Origin of the sequence: Rhodanobacter sp. C01 (assembly GCF_002001045.1) — a bacterium.
GTDB lineage: Bacteria > Pseudomonadota > Gammaproteobacteria > Xanthomonadales > Rhodanobacteraceae > Rhodanobacter.
Genome location: NZ_MUNR01000007.1, coordinates 69419 through 88255 on the forward strand (window position 1 = coordinate 69419; position 18837 = coordinate 88255).

General features: G+C 62.7%; 15 protein-coding genes. 9 read left to right on the top strand and 6 right to left on the bottom strand.

The window, feature by feature from the left end; translation table 11 throughout:
- Positions 1 to 83: 83 nt before the first annotated feature.
- The gene (locus tag B0E50_RS04330; RefSeq protein ID WP_077439962.1) at positions 84 to 1439 is read left to right on the top strand and encodes a GH1 family beta-glucosidase; all 1356 of its coding nucleotides are present in this window, start codon (positions 84 to 86) and stop codon (positions 1437 to 1439) included.
- Positions 1440 to 1450: 11 nt separating this feature from the next.
- On the opposite strand, the gene rsmG is transcribed toward B0E50_RS04330, so the two are convergent.
- Complete coding sequence (rsmG, locus tag B0E50_RS04335) at positions 1451 to 2080, bottom strand: 16S rRNA (guanine(527)-N(7))-methyltransferase RsmG (protein ID WP_077440014.1); 630 nt, start codon at positions 2078 to 2080, stop codon at positions 1451 to 1453.
- A 161-nt stretch (positions 2081 to 2241) separates the two neighbouring features.
- Complete coding sequence (locus B0E50_RS04340; protein ID WP_077439963.1) at positions 2242 to 2703, bottom strand: SPFH domain-containing protein; 462 nt, start codon at positions 2701 to 2703, stop codon at positions 2242 to 2244.
- 599 nt (positions 2704 to 3302) lie between these two features.
- On the opposite strand from B0E50_RS04340, the gene B0E50_RS04345 reads away from it, so the two are divergent.
- From B0E50_RS04345 to B0E50_RS04375, 7 genes are all read left to right on the top strand, one after another.
- A complete protein-coding gene (locus B0E50_RS04345) occupies positions 3303 to 4340 on the top strand; it encodes a LacI family DNA-binding transcriptional regulator (protein WP_077439964.1) in 1038 nt (345 codons plus the stop codon).
- Between the two features lie 53 nt (positions 4341 to 4393).
- Positions 4394 to 7423 carry a TonB-dependent receptor gene (locus B0E50_RS04350; RefSeq protein ID WP_077439965.1) on the top strand — a complete coding sequence of 1010 codons (3030 nt, stop codon included), beginning with the start codon at positions 4394 to 4396 and terminating at the stop codon, positions 7421 to 7423.
- Between the two features lie 119 nt (positions 7424 to 7542).
- Positions 7543 to 9063, top strand: a complete 1521-nt coding sequence (locus tag B0E50_RS04355; RefSeq protein ID WP_077439966.1) for a tryptophan halogenase family protein — start codon at positions 7543 to 7545, stop codon at positions 9061 to 9063.
- An 82-nt stretch (positions 9064 to 9145) separates the two neighbouring features.
- On the top strand, positions 9146 to 10612 hold the full coding sequence (locus B0E50_RS04360) for a glucoamylase family protein (protein ID WP_077439967.1): 1467 nt from the start codon (positions 9146 to 9148) through the stop codon (positions 10610 to 10612).
- Between the two features lie 68 nt (positions 10613 to 10680).
- Complete coding sequence (locus tag B0E50_RS04365; RefSeq protein ID WP_077440015.1) at positions 10681 to 11925, top strand: sugar ABC transporter substrate-binding protein; 1245 nt, start codon at positions 10681 to 10683, stop codon at positions 11923 to 11925.
- Entirely contained in the window at positions 11922 to 12800 is an 879-nt protein-coding gene (locus B0E50_RS04370) for a sugar ABC transporter permease (protein ID WP_077439968.1), read from the top strand. The genes B0E50_RS04365 and B0E50_RS04370 overlap by 4 nt, the downstream gene beginning before the upstream one ends.
- Positions 12797 to 13618, top strand: a complete 822-nt coding sequence (locus tag B0E50_RS04375; protein ID WP_077439969.1) for a carbohydrate ABC transporter permease — start codon at positions 12797 to 12799, stop codon at positions 13616 to 13618. The genes B0E50_RS04370 and B0E50_RS04375 overlap by 4 nt, the downstream gene beginning before the upstream one ends.
- 40 nt (positions 13619 to 13658) lie before the next feature.
- Here B0E50_RS04375 and B0E50_RS04380 read toward each other — a convergent pair whose 3' ends face one another.
- The 3 genes from B0E50_RS04380 to xth form a co-directional block, all read right to left on the bottom strand.
- Complete coding sequence (locus B0E50_RS04380; protein WP_077439970.1) at positions 13659 to 14492, bottom strand: pirin family protein; 834 nt, start codon at positions 14490 to 14492, stop codon at positions 13659 to 13661.
- Positions 14493 to 14611: 119 nt separating this feature from the next.
- Positions 14612 to 15289 (bottom strand): YecA family protein, encoded by a 678-nt coding sequence (locus tag B0E50_RS04385; protein WP_077439971.1) that lies wholly within the window; start codon positions 15287 to 15289, stop codon positions 14612 to 14614.
- Complete coding sequence (gene xth / locus B0E50_RS04390) at positions 15286 to 16053, bottom strand: exodeoxyribonuclease III (protein ID WP_077439972.1); 768 nt, start codon at positions 16051 to 16053, stop codon at positions 15286 to 15288. Before xth ends, B0E50_RS04385 begins: the two co-directional genes overlap by 4 nt.
- A 335-nt stretch (positions 16054 to 16388) precedes the next feature.
- Between xth and B0E50_RS04395 the strand changes: the two genes are divergently transcribed.
- Entirely contained in the window at positions 16389 to 16598 is a 210-nt protein-coding gene (locus tag B0E50_RS04395; RefSeq protein WP_007809889.1) for a cold-shock protein, read from the top strand.
- A gap of 115 nt (positions 16599 to 16713) precedes the next feature.
- On the opposite strand, the gene B0E50_RS04400 is transcribed toward B0E50_RS04395, so the two are convergent.
- Positions 16714 to 18771: a M3 family metallopeptidase gene (locus tag B0E50_RS04400; protein ID WP_077439973.1), complete on the bottom strand. Its 2058-nt coding sequence runs from the start codon at positions 18769 to 18771 to the stop codon at positions 16714 to 16716.
- Positions 18772 to 18837 lie beyond the last annotated feature (66 nt).

The following is an 18837-nucleotide window of genomic DNA, read 5'->3' on the forward strand; positions in this document are numbered from 1 at the left end:
TGCACTGCCTGCACATCGACATGGCGTTGGGCTATTCTGCCCGCGTAATCGTTTACATCAAGCACCGAGTTGCAGGGATACGCATGGCACGCCGCAGTTTCCGTTTTCCCGAGGGCTTTCACTGGGGCGCCGCCACCTCGGCCTACCAGATCGAAGGCTCGCCGCTGGCTGACGGCGCCGGCCCCAGCATCTGGCAACGCTTCGCACATACGCCGGGGATGATGGTCAACGGCGACACCGGCGATATCGCCTGCGATCACTATCGTCGCTACAAGGGCGACGTGCAGCTGATGAAGGCACTCGGCCTGCACGGCTACCGCTTCAGCATCAACTGGGCGCGCGTGCTGCCCGAGGGTACCGGCCAGGTCAATGCGAAAGGGCTGGACTTCTATTCGCGGCTGGTCGACGAATTGCTGGAAAACGGCATCGTGCCGAACGCCACCTTGTTCCACTGGGATCTGCCCGCCGCACTGGACGACCGCGGCGGCTGGCTCAATCGCGACATCGCGCACTGGTTTGCCGACTACGCCGAAGTGATGTTCAAGGCGCTGGACGACCGCGTACCACGCTGGTCCACCCTCAACGAACCCTGGGTGGTCACCGATGGCGGCTACCTGCATGGCGCGCTGGCGCCAGGGCATCGCAACAAGTTCGAGGCACCGATCGCCGCGCACAACCTGATGCGCGCCAGCGGCGCCGGCATCCAGGCGTACCGCGCACACGGCGAGCATGAGATCGGCGTGGTGTTCAACATTGAGCCGAAGTATCCGCACTCGGACAGCATGGAGGATCTCGCCGCCACCCGCCGCGCGCATGCCTACATGAACCAGCAGTTCGCCGACCCGGCCCTGCTGGGCAGCTATCCGCCCGAACTGAAGGAGATCTTCGGCGAGGCGTGGCCGGATTTCCCGGCAGACGATTTCAAACTGACACGGCAGAAAGTCGATTTCGTCGGCATCAACTACTACACCCGCGCCGTGGTGAAGCACGACCCGGACGCTTATCCGTTGAAAGCGGTGCCGGTACGCCAATCGAACAAGACCTACACCGAGACTGGCTGGGAAGTATTCGAGCAAGGCCTCACCGATACACTGACCTGGTTCAGGGATCGCTACGGCAATATCCCGCTGTACATCACCGAGAATGGCTCTGCGTTCTACGATCCGCCGGTGGCCGAAAGCGGCGTGCTCGATGATCCGCTACGCACCAGCTATCTGCGCAAGCACCTCCAGGCACTGCACCACGCGATCGAGGCCGGGGTGAACCTGAAGGGTTATTACGCATGGTCGTTGATGGACAACCTGGAGTGGTCGCTGGGTTTCTCCAAGCGCTTCGGGCTGTATCACGTCGACTTCGCCACCCAGCAGCGCACGCCCAAGGCCACCGCGAAACTGTATGCGCAGGTGATCGAAAGCAACGGCAGCGTGCTGGACGAATAAACGCCTTCAGATCAGGCGCGGCCGATCACCAGCAGATGGCGTTCGGCCGGCAACCCCGGCACCGCCAGCTCGTGCGTGCCGTGTACGGCGAAATCCGCCGGCATGCCCGGCAACTCGTCATCCGGGCGCTTGCCCTTCATCGCCAGCCAGATGCCATTTGGCGCAAGCAGATGACCGCCCCAGCCGAGCATGTCGGCGAGACTGGCGAAGGCACGCGCAGTGATGCAGTCGTACTGGCCCTCGACGTCTTCCACGCGCGACTGCAGCGCACGCACGCCATCCAGCTTCAATGCACGGATCGCCTCGCGCAGGAAGCGCACCTTCTTGCCATTGGAATCGACCAGCAGAATCTCGCGCCCCGGCGCGGCGATCGCCAGCGGAATGCCGGGCAGGCCCGGCCCGGTACCGAGATCGGCCAGCGTGGCGCCTTGCACATACGGCAGGATCGCCAGTGAATCGAGCAGATGACGGGTGATCATCTCCGCCGGATCGCGCACGGCGGTGAGGTTATAGGCCGCGTTCCAGCGTTCCAGCAGGGCCTGATAGTCGAGCAGTCGCGCTACTGCATCGCCCGGCAGGACCAGCCCCAGTTCGGCGATGCCCTGTTCGAGCCGGGTCTGCAAGGCGTCACGCGAAGCCATGATGTTTTCCTGTGTGGCGGGGCCGGCAGTATCCGCGCCGGATGGCGACGATGCCAGCATCCTTGAGCAAGCCGACATAAGAAAACCCGCCGTAGCGGGTTCAAGGTTTACCAATCCCCTGTGGCGCGGACGCTCTCGGGCGCCCTGGCGCGATTCAAACCTCAGGCTACATCCAGCTCGACCCGGGTCACCATCATGCCGCGTTCGCGCAGTGCATTGTTCAAGGACTGCTTCAGGCGCACGCCCAGATCGCGCCGGTCGGCGCGCTCCACTTCCGGCTCATCACGCAAGGCTTCCTGCGCACCGCGACGGATCAACTGATCGACCTGCTCGAACACGGCATCGGCACGCTCCGGCTCCAGCACCTGCCAGTACACGGTGCCACGCACGTCATGGGCATCCGCGCGGGGCTGCTCGAAGTGCAGCGTCTGCCCGGCCAGGTTGATCTTGTGCGTTACCCGATCCAGCCATGGCAACACCACGTGCGTTCCCGGCTGCAGCAGGCGCACCGGCTTGCCATGGCGATACAGGCTGTGGACCTGGCCAACCGGCACGCGCTTGATTGCTGCGCCGGCAATCAGCGCGACGGGCAATACGAGCAGCAAGGTCAGCAGAGTCATCATGATGTGTAAAAACAGTAACTTGAGTATTGTTTCTTCAACTATCGCAGCAGCTTGAGGATACAGTCGATTGAGGTGACAAAGATTAACCTACATTTAACAGCAAAAATATCTTTTTAACAAGCGTCCCGAATGTGATGAAAACAACATCTCGGCGTTCATGGTCCAGGTCAATTACGGCCCCATCGGTGTCCATTCCGCCCCATCGCGTCAGTCCGAACCCGCACCAGCGGCCGATTACGTAGCTGTCACCGCCTGCCGGGTTTAGAAAGCATCAACCTTGCCAAGCTGTTTTCAGCAAGGACTGTTACGAGCCGTATCAACAGAGCCAAAGGCAAGCTCGGTTACGCCGGTCCGGCAACAGCGACAGGTCGATCCATGGTTGGTTCCGCACCATCGTTGTTGCGTTGCCATAAGCCCATTCGTCACGCATGACAGCCGGACCGCCGCACGGCTGGCGGCCTGAGTAAAGGCATCAGAATTTCGCAGGCGAAAACCTTTTGCAACGCAGCAAAAATCCTTGTTCACGAGTGCTTTACAACGCTTCATGAAAACGATTACGTTGGCGCCGCGGCAGGGTTTCGACACTTTCGGATTACCCCATGGCGACAACCACCATCAAAGACGTAGCGCGTGCGGCCGGGGTTTCCGTGGCCTCCGTTTCGCGCGCCCTGAATGGAGGCAGCGGGGTCACCATGGAAACCGGCCAGCGCATCCGCGAAGTCGCCAACCGGCTGCACTACGTACCGCACGCCGCGGCACGCAGCCTGATCACCCGGCGCACGCACACCATCGGTGCGCTGTTGCCGGATCTGTATGGCGAGTTCTTTTCCGAACTGATTCGCGGCATTGATCTGGCGGCACGGGCCCGCGGCCTGCACCTGCTGGTTTCCAGTTCGCATGACGGAGCCGAGGATGCCGCCGCCGCCCTGCGCGCAATGCAGGGCCGTGTCGACGGCATGCTGATCCTGTCGACGCGGGTGGACGAGGCCTTCCTGCACGCCAACCTGGCCGCCTCCGTACCGGCCGTGCTGCTCAACAGTGCAGTGAAGAGCAAGACCTATTCGGTCCTCAACATCGACAACTTCGGCGGTGCGCACGCGATGGTGCAGCACCTGCTGGGTGCCGGCCATATCCGCGTAGCCCACATCGCCGGACCGGCCGCCAACTTCGATGCGCAGCAGCGCGAGCAGGGTTACCGCGCGGCGATGGCAGCCGGCGCACCGGGCGAGTCACTGAGTGTCATTGCCGGCGACTTCACCGAGGAATCCGGTTACCTGGCCGGCCAGCAGCTGCTGGCGCAGAAGAAACGCCCGCACGCCGTCTTCGCCGCCAACGACATGATGGCGGTGGGCTGCCTGTACGCCTTCCGCGAAGCCGGCCTGGAGGTACCGCGGGATATCGCGCTGGCCGGGTTCGACGACATTCCCATCGCACGCTACATCACCCCGACGCTCAGCACGGTGCGCGTGCGCATTGCAGAGCTGGGCCAGCGCGCGCTCGAACATCTCGCCGGGCTGCTCGAAGGCCCCAGTCAATCGCCACCATCCGCGCAAACGCTCGGTTGCGAAATTGTCGTTCGCGAAAGCTGCGGCACGAATCTCAGCAAAGTCTCACCCGCACACGGACGTCGCTCATAAAGAAAGCCGCCACCAAATAAAACAGGTCCGTTGTTGTCTCCGGGAGGGGAACCATGAATACGCCCACGAACTTCAAGAAAAAACTGCTCGCGAATCTGATCAAGACATCGATAGCAGCGGTGGCCATCAGCACATCGGCCATCTCGATTGCCGCAAGTTCCGATGCCAACTTGCGCGGTCATGCTGCCGCTGGCGCAGTGGTGACGGCCAAGCAGATTTCCACTGGCGCGGTACGCCGCACCAAGGCCGACACCGATGGCAGCTACGCGCTGGTCGGCCTGCCACCGGGCACCTACCAGGTGGATGCGGGGGCAGGCACCGAACGGACCGTCACGCTCAGCGTGGCCTCCACCGCCACGCTCGACCTGACCGCGGCAGCGGCAGCGGCTGCCAACGCCACCAACCTCAATGCCGTGACAGTCACCGCCTCCGCGGTCGCCCTGCAGGAAGTAAAGACTTCCGAAGTAGGCACCGAGGTATCGCTGCATCAGATCAATACCACGCCGCAAGCTTCACGCAACTTCCTCGAATTCGCCGATACCGTGCCGGGCATGGTGTTCACCCGCAGCGCGGACGGCACCACCAGCCTGCGCTCCGGCGCCCAAGCAAGCAGCGGGATCAATGTCTACATCGACGGCGTCGGCCAGAAAAACTATGTGCTGTCCGGTGGTATCACCGGTCAGAACGCCAGCCAGGGCAACCCGTTCCCGCAGCTGGCGATCGGCGAGTACAAGGTCATCACCTCCAACTACAAGGCAGAGTACGACCAGATCTCCAGCGCCGCGGTGACCGCCGAAACCAAGTCAGGCACCAATGAGTTCCATGGCGATGTATTCGGCAGTTTCACCGATACCGCGATGCGTGCGGAAACACCTGCCGAGCAAGCGGCCGGCACGAAAACCCCCTCGCACGAAAAGGATTATGGCTTCGACCTGGGCGGCCCGATCTTGCAGGACATGGCGCACTTCTTCATCGCCTATGAAGGCAAGGAATTCGACACTCCAAAAACCGTCGTGCCGGGTGTCACCGGCTATGACAGCCTGTTGCCCGCTGACGTACAGTCACAGATTGGACCGGTCGGGCTACCGTTCAAGGAAAACGACTGGTTCGGCAAGATCGACTTCGAACCGTCTGACAAGGACCGTTTCGAGATCAGTGGCCACTATCGCCACGAAACTTCCATCAGTGGCATCGGCGGCGTCGACACGGCGTCGGCCGCGCTCAACACACTCAACACCGACAAGCGCTTTGATATCCGCTGGGATCACAGCACGGACAGCTGGTTCAACCGCCTGCAGGCCACCTATGAGGATGCGTTCTACACGCCAACGCCGGTGCTTGTCGGTGACGGCAATGCCTATACGCTGACCGGGGCGCAGCAGAACACCACGATCCTGCAAACCGGCAATTCGCCGCTGGCGCAGCAGAACAAGGGTCAGAAAGGTCCGGCCTTGCAGGACGACCTGACCTTCAACGACTTCGAGTGGCATGGCGACCATGTGATCAAGATGGGCGTCAAGTACAAGGCTGTGAAGTTGACCGCACAGGATGCTGGCGACTCCAACGCGCTTTACAACTATGCGGTCACTTCCGCCGGCACCGAAGCGATTCCATACCAGGTGCAATTCGGCTCGCCGACACCCGGATTGAGCCCGGTCGCCAACAGCTCGGACAAGCAATTCGGCACCTATATCCAGGACGACTGGGCGGTCGATGACCACCTGACCCTGAACCTCGGCGTGCGCTGGGATTACGAGGAGACCCCGTCGTACCTCAACTATGTCACCCCAGCCAACGTGATCGCAGCATTCAACAGCCAGGACCCGAATGCACCGGTCGGGCAGACCTATGCGCAGACGCTGGCCAAGGGCGGCGTCAACATCAACGACTACATCAGCACCGGCAACAACCGTCATGCGCCGAAGAACGAGTGGCAGCCGCGTTTCGGTTTCTCCTATGACGTCAACGGCGACGAGAACCATGTGGTCTTCGGCGGTATCGGCCGTTCCTACGACCGCGACCTGTACGAGTCGCTGCAGGTCGAACAGACCAAGTCGGTGCTGTCACAGCCCACGCTTCTGTTCAACACGCCCGACGTGCCATGCACGGTCGGTCAGAACTCCTGCTACGCGTGGGATCCGTCCTATCTGAACATTTCGACCTTGCAGGCCCTGGTGGCTGGAACCACGGCAGGCAAGGAAGTCGACATGGTCAACAACAACCTGAAGGCGCCGTACTCCGACCAGTTCAGCATCGGCATGCGCAACAAGATCGGCGACTGGAACACCAGCGTCACGTTCGCCGAAGTGCGCAGCTACGACGGCCTGGTCTATACCCTCGGCAATCGCTATCCGGACGGCAGCTTCTGGCAGAACGGCAGCCAACCGTGGAACAACGGCATCCCGGGTTTCGGCAGCCTGATCATCGGCAACAACGGCCTGAAAACCGACACCACCCAGCTGCTGTTGTACGCCGAAAAACCCTACACCAAGGAATCGCACTGGGGCACGACGATCGCCTATACCTATAGTCAATCGCGTCAGAACAACGACAACAGCGATCCGACCGACCAGTACGCGTTCGACTATGAAAAGATCGGCAACTATCCGTACACCGGCTCTGGCGTTGCCAAGCACCGCCTGGTGGTCACCGGCACACTGGATGGCCCATGGGGCTTCGTGATGGGCGCCAAGCTGACCCTGGCCACGCCGATCCCCGACCTCAACCTGGCCTGCTACGGAGCGCCAGCCACCAACCAGGACAGCAACGGCGTGGCCGGCAGCGGCTGCTACTCGGCCTCGGTCGTACCGCCGGGCGAGGGACGCTTCCTGTTCGGCCCCAAGATCTTCGGTTTCCGCGATCTCGACTTCCAGGCCACCAAGAACTTCACGATCTATGGCGGCCTGAACGCCTACGTGCGTATCGACCTGATCAATGCGTTCAACTGGAACAACTACGTCGACTACCTGGAAACCTGGGGTGCGAACGGCGTGCTGAACAAGACCCAGGTGGTCTTCAACCCGACCGGGGACATCTCCGGTTATCCGCGCACGTTGAAGGTCTCGATGGGCATAAACTTCTAGGCGCGCTTGTGAAGGCTCATGCCGGCAACGGCATACAGGCCCGAAACAAAGCCCGCACATAGCGGGCTTTGTTTTGCGGTATCTCGCCGTGACATCCACTCGCAATTCGCAGGCTTCCCATGACCGATCCTCGCATCAAGAACATCGTCATTGTCGGCGGCGGCACCGCGGGCTGGATGGCAGCGGCGGCATTCGCCAAGGTGCTCGGCCCCACGTATTCGATCCGCCTAGTGGAATCCGAGGAGATCGGCACGGTCGGTGTCGGCGAGAGCACCGTGCCGCACCTCAAGCTGTTCAACGACCTGCTCGGCATCCACGATACCGAGTTCATGAAGAACACGCAGGGCACGTTCAAGCTCGGCATCCAGTTCAACGACTGGGGTCGGGTCGGTGATTCGTATATCCACGGCTTCGGCACGATCGGCCACGACGTGAGCCTGCTGCCATTCCACCAGTTCTGGATCAAGGCCATGCAAAAGGGCATGGCTTCGGATATCGGCGCCTACTCCATCCATACGCTGGCCGCGCCACGGGGCAAATTCATGACCTCGGCCACCGACGTACCTTCCAGTTCGCCGCTGGCAGATATTGCCTACTCCTACCAGTTCGACGCGACCCTGTATGCGAAATTCCTGCGCGGCTACGCCGAGAAGCGTGGCGTACGCCGCACCGAGGGCAAGATCGCGCAAACCGTGCTGCGGCCGGATGACGGCTTCGTCGAAGCGGTGGTGCTGGAGAGTGGGGAACGCATCGAAGGCGAGCTGTTCATCGATTGCTCCGGCTTTCGCGGATTGCTGATCGAACAGGCGCTTCACACCGGCTATATCGATTTCACCCATTGGCTTCCATGCGATCGTGCGCTGGCTGTCGCCTGCGAGAAAGTCGAGCCACCCACGCCGTATACGCGCTCATCCGCACGGCTGGCCGGCTGGCAATGGCGCATCCCGTTGCAGCATCGGACCGGCAACGGCTACGTGTATTCAAGCGCGCATGTCAGCGATGACGAGGCTGCTGCGACGCTGCTCAAGCATCTTGATGGCAAGCCGATGGGCGATCCGCGCCCGCTGCGTTTCACCACCGGCGTGCGCAAGAAATCCTGGAACAAGAACGTGGTTGCGCTGGGCCTCGCCAGCGGTTTCCTTGAGCCGCTCGAATCGACCAGCATCTACATGATCCAGTCGGGCATTGCGCGGCTGCTCAATCTGTTTCCGCAGCGCGATTTCAGCGAAGTGGTGATCGATCGCTACAACGCGCAGGCAAAGTTCGAGTACGAACACATCCGCGATTTTCTGATCCTGCACTATCACGCTACCGAGCGTAACGACACGCCGTTCTGGAATCAGTGCCGCACGATGTCGATCCCGGCGCAACTGCAGGACAACATTCGCCTGTTCCGCGACAGTGGTCGTTTCTTCCGCGATGCCGAGGAAATGTTCGCGACCACGAGCTGGGTGCAGGTGATGCTCGGCCAGCACATCGTGCCGCGGGGCTATCATCCGCTGGTCGACCAGATGCCGGACCAGGAACTGGCCAGGTTCATGGCCAGTGTCAGCCAGGTGGTCGCCAGCTGTGTCGATGCGATGCCGTCGCACCAAGCGTTCATCGATCGCCATTGCGTCGCACCGAGCATGGCGGTCTGAGCGTTTTCCCCGGGCCGTCTGGCGGACAACCGTGATGACGGCACTGCAATCACCCGCCCATCGTGAGACAGAGCGCTGCACCATGCACAACAAGATTTTCCGGATTCTGCATACCACCGTACTCACTGCCCTGCTGGTACTCGGCGCCGCCTGGCAGTCGCCTGCAACAGCGCGGACAGCGGAGCATGGCTACGCCGCGTTGCCCAAGCAGCAACAGCAGCTGGTCGACGACCTGGAGCAACGCACGTTCGAATGGTTCTGGCACAGCGCCGATCCGAAGACCGGACTGGTACCCGACTCTGCGCCCGGCCATTCGTTTTCCAGCATCGCTGCGGTCGGTTTCGGCCTGACCGCCTACGGCGTCGGCGCCGAGCGCGGCTACATCACACGCGCGCAGGCAATCGAGCGCACGCTCGCGACCTTGCGCTTCTTCCGACATGCGCCGCAGAACGACAGCGAGGACGATGCCGCCGGCTATCACGGTTTCTACTACCACTTCCTCGACATGCAGACCGGCAAGCGGGCGATGCGCTCCGTCGAGCTGTCCAGCGTCGACACCACCCTGCTGCTTGGCGGCGTGCTGTTCGCCGAGTCGTACTACGACCGCGACACGCCGCAGGAGAAGGAGATCCGGCAGCTCGCCGACGCGATCTACCGCGACGTCGACTGGACCTGGATGCAGCCACGCAAGCCGCTGATCAGCATGGGCTGGACACCGGGCGGTCAGTTCATCCCGGCCGACTGGAAAGGCTACGACGAAGGCATGCTGGTCTACATCCTCGCACTCGGCTCACCGACCCACCCGGTCGGACCCGAAGCCTGGCAGGCGTGGCTGTCCACCAATCACCTGACCTGGGGCGCGTTCCAGGGCCAGACCTTTCTCAACTTCGCGCCGCTGTTCGGCCACCAGTTCACCGAGGTGTGGGTCGACTTCCGTGGCATCCGCGACGCCTGGAGTCGCAAGCACGACCTCGACTACTTCGAGAACAGCCGTCGCGCCACCTACGCGCAGCGCACGTATGCGATCGCCAATCCCGGTGGCTGGACCGGGTATGGGAAGAACGTCTGGGGCCTCACCGCCAGCAATGGTCCGGGCAGCCTCGTCGTGAAAGACACTACCGGCGAACATCACTTCGACGGGTACACCGCCCGCGGCGCGGGCCTGGATTACATTTCCGACGACGGCACCATCGCGCCAACCGCCGCCGCCGGCTCGATCGCCTTTGCGCCGGAAATCGTGATACCCGCGCTGCAGGAAATGAAACAGCGCTATGGCCAGTGGATCTACAACGAGTACGGCTTCGTCGACGCCTTCAATCCAAGCTTTCACACGAAGACCGAGTCGCGCACCGGCAAAGTGGTCCCCGGCTTCGGCTGGACCGATACCTTGCAGCTTGGTCTCGATCAGGGTCCGATCGTGCTGATGATCGAAAACTGGCGCAGCGATTTCGTGTGGAAAGTGATGAAGAAGAACCCCTACGTGCGCAAGGGACTCGAACGCGCCGGTTTCATCGGCGGCTGGCTGGAGCATCCGATGGCGTCGCCGTGAGATGTCGCCACCGGCGAGCACATACTTCGCGGTGGCGACGTGCGCCGCTGGCGCTGCTGCTCGCTGGCATGTTGGCCGGCGTTACCGGCTGCGGCCGGCACGATGATGCACGCCAGACGCTGACTTTCTGGGGCATGGGCCGCGAAGGCGAGGCGGTGGCGCAGCTGATCCCGGCGTTCGAGCGCGAACATCCGGATATCCACGTGGAGGTGCAGGAACTGCCGTGGAAGGCCGCACACCAGAAATTGCTTACGGCTTTCGCCGGCGATACCACGCCGGACGTCGCCCAGCTCGGCAACACCTGGATTGCCGAGCTGCAGGCACTGGATGCGCTGCAGCCGCTGCAGCCGTTCGTCGAGCGCTCGCGCGTGGTGCAGCCGGCCGATTATTTCGCCGGCATCTGGGCCACCAACCTCATTGATGGCCGGTTGTACGGAATTCCGTGGTACGTCGACACCCGCCTGCTGTTCTATCGCAAGGATCTGCTCAAGGCAGCCGGCTTCGATGCGCCGCCGCACGACTGGGCCGAATGGTCGCGTCAGATGGCGGCGCTGAAGACGCATGCCGGGCCGGATCATTACGCGATCCTGCTGCCGACCAATGAGTTCGAGCAGCTGCTCTCGCTGGCGCTGCAGCAGAACGATCCTCTGCTGCGTGACGGCGGTCGCTACGGCAATTTCGAAAGTACCGGTTTCAAGCAGGCGCTGACGTTCTACGTCGGCATGTTCAAGCGGCATGAAGCGCCGCTGCTGGCCAACACCGAGGTGCCCAATCCGTGGACCGAATTCGGCCGCGGGGTGTTCGCGTTCTATCTCTCCGGGCCCTGGAACATCGGCGAATTCCGCCATCGCCTGTCACCCTCGCAAGAGGACGAATGGGCGACCGCGCCACTGCCCGGGCCAGTTGGTCCGGGTGCCGGCATCGCCAGCGGCTCCAGCCTGGTGATCTTCCGCCGCTCGCTGCATCAGGCACAGGCATGGCTGTTGGTCGAGTACCTGTCGCAGCCACAGGTGCAGCAGCAGTTCTACGAGCTGCTCGGCGACATGCCGCCGCGCCGCTCGGCGTGGCAGGGCGGCAGCTTGCTCGGTGATCCCGCGGTGCAGGCGTTCCGTGATCAGCTGGAACGGGTGCGGCCAACTCCGCCCGTGCCCGAATGGGAGCGCATCGTGACCGAAATGCAACTGGTTGCCGCCCAAGCCGCGCATGGCGAATTGACCGTGGATCAGGCAGCCGCCGAGATCGACCACCGTGCCGACGCGATTCTCGAGAAGCGCCGCTGGATGCTCGATCACCAACGGGATGCGCCGCGATGAATAGCCCGCGCACCGCGTGGCTGTTCCTGGCTCCGGCGTTGCTGGTGCTGGGCGTATTCTTCGTGTTGCCGGTGATCGCTGCGCTGGCGCTCAGCCTCACCGACTACGATCTGTATGCGTTGGCGAATATCCACAATCTTCGCTTCGTCGGCCTGCACAATTACTGGCTGCTGCTGCAGCGCCCGCTGTTCTGGTCGGCGCTGGGCAACACTTTCTACTTCGTCGCGGTTGGCGTGCCGCTGTCGATCAGTGCGTCGCTGGGCACCGCGCTGCTGCTCAATTCGCCGCTTGCGCGAATGAAGCCGTTCTATCGCACCGTGTTGTTCGCTCCGGTGGTCACGACCGCGGTTGCCGTGGCGGTGATCTGGCGCTACCTGTTCAACACCAAGTACGGGCTGGTCAACTACGGTCTCGCGGAACTCGGCCTACACCCGGTCGATTGGCTCGGCGATCCGCACTGGGCGATGCCGACAATCATCGCGTTCGCGGTGTGGAAAAACTTTGGCTACAACATGATCATCTTCCTCGCTGGTCTGCAGGCAATCCCGCCTGAGCTGTACGAGGCGGCCCGCATCGATGGCGCGACGGCACCGCGCCAGTTCTGGCATATCACCCTGCCGATGCTGAAACCAACCATGGTGATGGTGATCGTGCTCACCGTGGCCGGCTACTTCCAGCTGTTTGCCGAACCTTATGTGATGACCGAGGGGGGGCCGCTGCAGAGCACGGTAAGCGTGCTGTACCTGATGTATGAAGACGGCTTCAAATGGTGGAACTTGGGCGTGGCCTCGGCCGTGGCGTTCCTGCTGTTCGGCATCATCTTCGTGATTACCATGCTGTTGTTGCGGCTGTCGCGACGGGGAGCGCCGGCATGACGCCACGGCTCGCACGCTGGCTGGTCAATGGCTCCCTGCTGGGCTGCGCTGCAATCGCACTGTTGCCGCTGCTGTGGATGCTGTCGGTCTCGTTCATGGCGCCGGGTGCCGCCAGCTCGCTGCCACCACCGTTGTTGCCGGCGCATCCCACCCTGGGCAACTACCGCGAACTGTTTGCGCATGCCGGCATGGGCGGTTATCTACTCAACAGCCTGTTGATCTCCAGTGCGATCGCACTGTTTGCGCTGGTGTGCAACCTGATGGCTGGCTACGCCTTCGCCAAATTGCGCTTTACCGGCCGCGAGCGGTTGTTCCAGGGATTGATTGGTGCGCTGGTGATCCCGGCCCAGGTGGCAATGCTGCCGCTATTCCTGCTGCTGAAATATGTCAGGTTGGTCAACAGCTACGCCGGCGTCATCGTCCCGGGCATGGCGACCATCTTCGGCATCTATCTGGTACGTCAGTACGCCCGTGGCGTGCCGGACGAATTGCTGGAAGCGGCGCGCATCGACGGTGCCGGCGAGTGGCGCATCTTCGTGCAGATCGTGCTGCCGTTGCTGAAGCCGATCATGGTCACGCTGACCGTGTTCACCTTTCTCGCTGCGTGGAACGACTTCATGTGGCCGCTGATCGTGCTGACCGGCCAGGAACACAACACCTTGCCGCTGGCGCTGGCCTCGCTGGCGCGCGAGCACAGCGAAGACAGCGAACTGATGATGGCCGGCTCCGTGGTCACCGTGCTGCCGGTGATCGCGCTGTTCCTGGCGATGCAGCGTTATTACCTGGAAGGGTTGCTGCTGGGTAGCGTGAAGGGTTGATGCACTCACCCTCTCCCCGGCGGGGAGAGGGTGGCCGTGATCAGAACTTGCCGGCGCGGAAGTCGGCAATCGCCTCGTGGATCTGCTCGGGGGTGTTCATCACGAACGGCCCGTAGCGCGCCACGCTTTCCTTCAATGGTTTGCCGGCAACGACCAGCACACGCGATGGCTTGTCGCCACCGGCCACTTGCAGTTGCTCGCCTTCGGACAACACGCCGAGCTCGCTGCGTTGCAATGACTCGCCGCCGACCAGCGCCGATTCACCCTCGAACACATAGGCGAAGCCGTGATGCCCGTTCGGCAGATCGAGCGTCAACGACGCGCCCGGTTGCAGGCTGATGTCCAGATACACCGGTGCAGTTACGATGCCTTCGACCGGGCCGGTGGCGCCGGCCAGCTCGCCGGCAATCACCTTCACCTCGACGCCTTCCGCCGGATGCACCACCGGAATCCGCTCCGGGCCGATGTCCTGGTAGCGCGGCGCGGTCATCTTGTCCTTCGCCGGCAGGTTCACCCACAACTGGAAGCCCCACATCAGGCCGTTTTCCTGCTGCGGCATTTCCGAATGCAGGATGCCGCGGCCGGCGGTCATCCACTGCACGCTGCCCGGCGTGAGGTCGCCGCGGTTGCCGTGGTTGTCGCCATGCTGCATGTGGCCGGCCAGCATGTAGGTGACCGTCTCGAAGCCGCGATGCGGATGCTCGGGGAAGCCGGCGATGTAGTCGCCCGCGTCGTCGGAACGGAATTCGTCCAGCAGCAGGAACGGATCGAGCATGTCGAGTCCAGGCTGCCCGATGATGCGCTTCAGCTTCACGCCGGCGCCGTCGGACGTGTCGGTACCGCGGATGCGGCGGGTGATGTGGCGATCGCTCATGGGTGGCTCCAGTCAGAGATGTCTGGCCGCCAAGATGGCGCTGTTGGCGTATTTATCCAAGCGCGACTACCGGAACGGATCGTTCCATCCCGGCAACGCTGCGATGGCCCATCGAACGATCAGTGCACCCAGTGTCCGCTGCGCTGACGCGGCGGCGCGTTGTCGTCATCGTCGCCCGGCCTCTGCTGATGCACCATCGCCTCCACCTCGGCTTCGGTGACGGGCTTGGCCTGCCAGTACTGGTTGACGGCGCCAAGCACGGCCGGCACCTGCGACAGGCACTCGTCGTATTCGTCATCACTGAGTTTCTCGAACTCGGTGTCGGCGCTGAGGATGCCTTCGTCCACCGCCAATGCCATCACCGGGCCGAGCAATTCCATCAGCTGTGGATCGTCAGCCAGGCGGCTTTCCCACAGGCTCGCGCGCAAGTCGATGCCGCGACTGAAACCCTCGCACCAGCCGGCAGCGGACAGCATCGGGCCGGTTTCATGCTCTACCTCGCCGAGAATCGGCTCGTACGCGTCGACGTCAAGTTCGGCACTGATCGAATCGTTGAGCTTGGCCAGCAGCGCCAGCACGCGGTTGCCTTCGTCCTCATCGGCGAACGGCTCGTGCAGCACCTCGTGCAGCCATTCGTCCGGCAACACCAGCAACGGGCCGACCGCCAGCGCACTGAGCAGGCCGTGCACGCCATCGAGCAACAGGTCGCCCTCACCGGTATGCGCACGCAGGTAGCGATCCAGCTCATCCAGTTCGTTGTCGTCCAGCGAGCTGGGCCATTCGGTTTTTGCGGTCATATATCCAGTTCCAGCGTCACCGGCGTGTGGTCGGAAGGACGTTCCCAGCGACGTGGTTCGCGGTCAATAGCGGCTGCGGTGGCGGCCGATTTCAATGCCTCGCCGATCAGGATCAGATCGATGCGCAAGCCCATGTTGCGACGGAACGCAGCTTGTCGGTAGTCCCACCAGCTGTAATGTTCGGCACCAGCTTCGAACAGCCGGAAGCTGTCGTGCAAGCCGAGGTCGATGATCGCCTTGAGTCCGGCGCGTTCCGGCGGCGAACACAGGATGTCTTCGCCCCAGGCGACCGGATCGTAGACGTCGCGCTCGTCCGGGCAGATGTTGAAGTCGCCCAGCACCACCAGGTTGGGATGGCGTTCCAGCTCGCGCGCCAGAAACTCGCGCACCTTGGCCAGCCAGTCCAGCTTGTAGGCGTATTTCTCGTCGCCAACCGCCTTGCCGTTGACCACGTAGAGATCCACCACGCGCAACTTGCCGATGCTGGCGGCAAGAATCCGCCGCTGCGGATCGTCCAGTCCGGGGATGTCGGTGACGACGTCGGTGGGTTGTTCACGGGCCAGGATCGCCACGCCGTTGTAGGTCTTCTGGCCCGAATACACCGCGCGATAACCGGCCGCAGCTAGCTCGTCGACCGGAAACTTGGCATCCTCCAGCTTGGTTTCCTGCAGCGCCACGATGTCCGGCTGCGCGTCGGCCAGCCACTGCGTCAGGTGCGGCAGGCGGACGTTGAGCGAGTTGACATTCCAGGAGGCAATCTTCATCGCGGCATTGTAAGGGATGCGCCCGCACGGACCGCTCAAACGGCTGCGCGCGGGCAAATAGCTCCCGTCGCGAGGCTCGGGAGGTGCCTGCAACCGACATCGCGGCAGCGGTCAAAACGGCGCCACACGGCGGTTCAGACGGGTAGATAGCGTCATCTTGGCGACGCCAGCCGGTGAATATCCATGAATTTCAACGAAAAACCCACCGGAACCTTGTATTCCGATGTATGCTGATGAGGCAAGAGTCCGAGAAAACTCCGAATTCCTGCTCATCTTGCGGTCAAGTGCACTACGCTCCGAGCCGCAAACCATCAATGCTTCAAAGGTAAAGTTACATGTCGGATCGTCAGAGCGGTACAGTCAAGTGGTTCAACGACGCCAAAGGTTTTGGCTTCATCACCCCGGAAAGCGGTGACGACCTGTTCGTGCATTTCCGCGCGATCCAGGGCACGGGCTTCAAGTCCCTGCAGGAAGGCCAGCGCGTCACGTTCGTCGTCACCAAGGGCCAGAAGGGCCTGCAGGCTGAGGAAGTCCAGGTTGCCTAATTCCTTCGGGAATTGAGCGATCTTGAAAAGCCCGCTTCGGCGGGCTTTTTTTCGCCTCGAGGAAACGAGCCACGCCGTCAGCGAGGACGGCGCGGCGCGACACTGAACGCTGATCTCAGGCCAGCCCGTGGCTGCGCAACAGCGCCTCCGGCTCCGGTTTCCTGCCACGGAATGCGATGAAGCTTTCCAGCGCCGGACGGCTGGCGCCGACCGCGAGAAACTCGCGGCGGAAGCGCTCACCGGTAGCGCGGTCGATCACACTGGCGCCCTGCTCGGCGGCTTCCTCGAACGCACCGAACGCATCGGCAGACAGCAGCTCGGCCCACAGGTAGCTGTAGTAACCCGCCGCATAGCCACCCGCAAAGATGTGGCTGAAGCCGTGCGGAAAACGCTGCCATGCAGGTGGATACAGCACCGCCACCTGCTTGCGCACCTGTTCCAGCACTGCAAGCGTGCGTGCGCCATCTGCCGGGTCGTATTCCAGGTGCAGCAGGAAATCGAACAAGGCGAATTCCAGCTGGCGCACCAGGAACAGGCCGGCATGGAAATGCCGTGCGGCAAGCATTCGCTGGAACAATTCATCCGGCAGTTTCTCACCGGTCTGGTAGTGCTTCGCGAACAGATCCAGTGCCTGGCGGTTCCAGCCGAAGTTCTCCATGAACTGGCTGGGCAGTTCCACCGCATCCCACTCGACCCCGTCAATACCGCCGATCGAGGGCAGGGTGATGCCGGTCAGCAGGTGATGCAGGCCGTGGCCGAACTCATGGAACAGGGTGAGCACATCGTCGTGGGTGAGCAGCGCCGGCCGGCCCTCGGTCGGCGGCGCGAAGTTGCAGGTGAGGAACGCGACCGGCAGCTGCATCTGCTCGCCGTCGTCGAAGCGTGCACGGCAGACATCCATCCATGCACCGCCACGCTTGCCGTTGCGCGCATACAGATCGACGTAAGCGCCGGCAAATACCTGGCCATCGGCATCGCGCACATCGTAGTAGCGCACGTCCGGATGCCACACATCGACGCCATCGCGGGCGGCGAGGGTGATGCCATACAGCTTCGTGGTGAGGTCGAACAGGCCGTCGATCACCGCCGGCAGCGGGAAATACGGCTTCAACTGTTCCTCGTCCAACGCGTACTGCTGCTGACGCAATTTCTCGGAGGCGTAGCCCACATCCCATGATTCGAGGTTGTCGAGCTTCAGTTCGGCATGGGCAAATTCGCGCAGCCTGGCCAGTTCCCTTTGTGCCACCGGCTTGGCACGCGCAGCCAGATCACGCAGGAATTCCAGCACCTCGGCCGGCGAGCCGGCCATCTTGGTCGCCAGCGATTCTTCCGCCGCATTGGGAAAACCTAGCAGCTGCGCGGCTTCGTGCCGCAGCGCCATGATCTTCTCGATGCGCGCACTGTTGTCGAACTTGCCCGCGTTCGGACCCTGGTCGGACGCGCGAGTCTGATAGGCCCAGTACACCCGCTCGCGCAGGCCGCGATTGTCGGCGTAGGTCAGCACGGCCTGCACGCTGGGCTGCTTCAGCGTGACCAGATAGCCATCCAGATCCAGATCCTCGGCGTACTGGCGCAGCACGGCACGGCCGGATTCGGGGATGCCGGCGAGATCGCGCTCGTCGGTGACGTGCTCGTGCCACGCCTCGCTGGCATCGAGCACGGCATTGGAGAATTCGGTGGAGAGTCTGGACAACTCCACGCCGATCTCGCGGAAGCGAGAACGCGCCGGCTCCTCCAGTGCCACGCCGGAAAGTCTGAAATCGCGCAGCGCATGTTCGACCAGCGCACGTTCGGGGCGCGGCAGTGTCGCGAAGTCCGATGCGTCCGCCAGCGCCTGCACCGCCGCGTACAGCGCCCGGTTCTGGCCCAGTTCGATTGCATGCTCGGTGAGCTTTTCCTCGGCTGGCCCGTACACTTTTCGCAATGCCTCGCTGTCTGCCACCGAATGCAGATGGGAAACCGGCGCCCATGCGCGCGCCAGCCGCTGCTCCAGCCGCTCCTGGGTCAGCATCACGGTCACGAAATCGCGTGGTGCACCAGGCGCGACCAGCGCATCGATGCCGGCACGATAGTCGGCGAGGATCGCGTCGACCGCTGGTTCGACGTGTTCGGGGCGGATCTGCGAGAACGCCGGCAGGGCCGTGTCGGCCAGCAGCGGATTGTCTTGGTTCATGGGATCTCCTTGAGGCCACCAGCGTGGCGATCGCGCCGGCCGAAATCAAGCACACGGCACGACCGG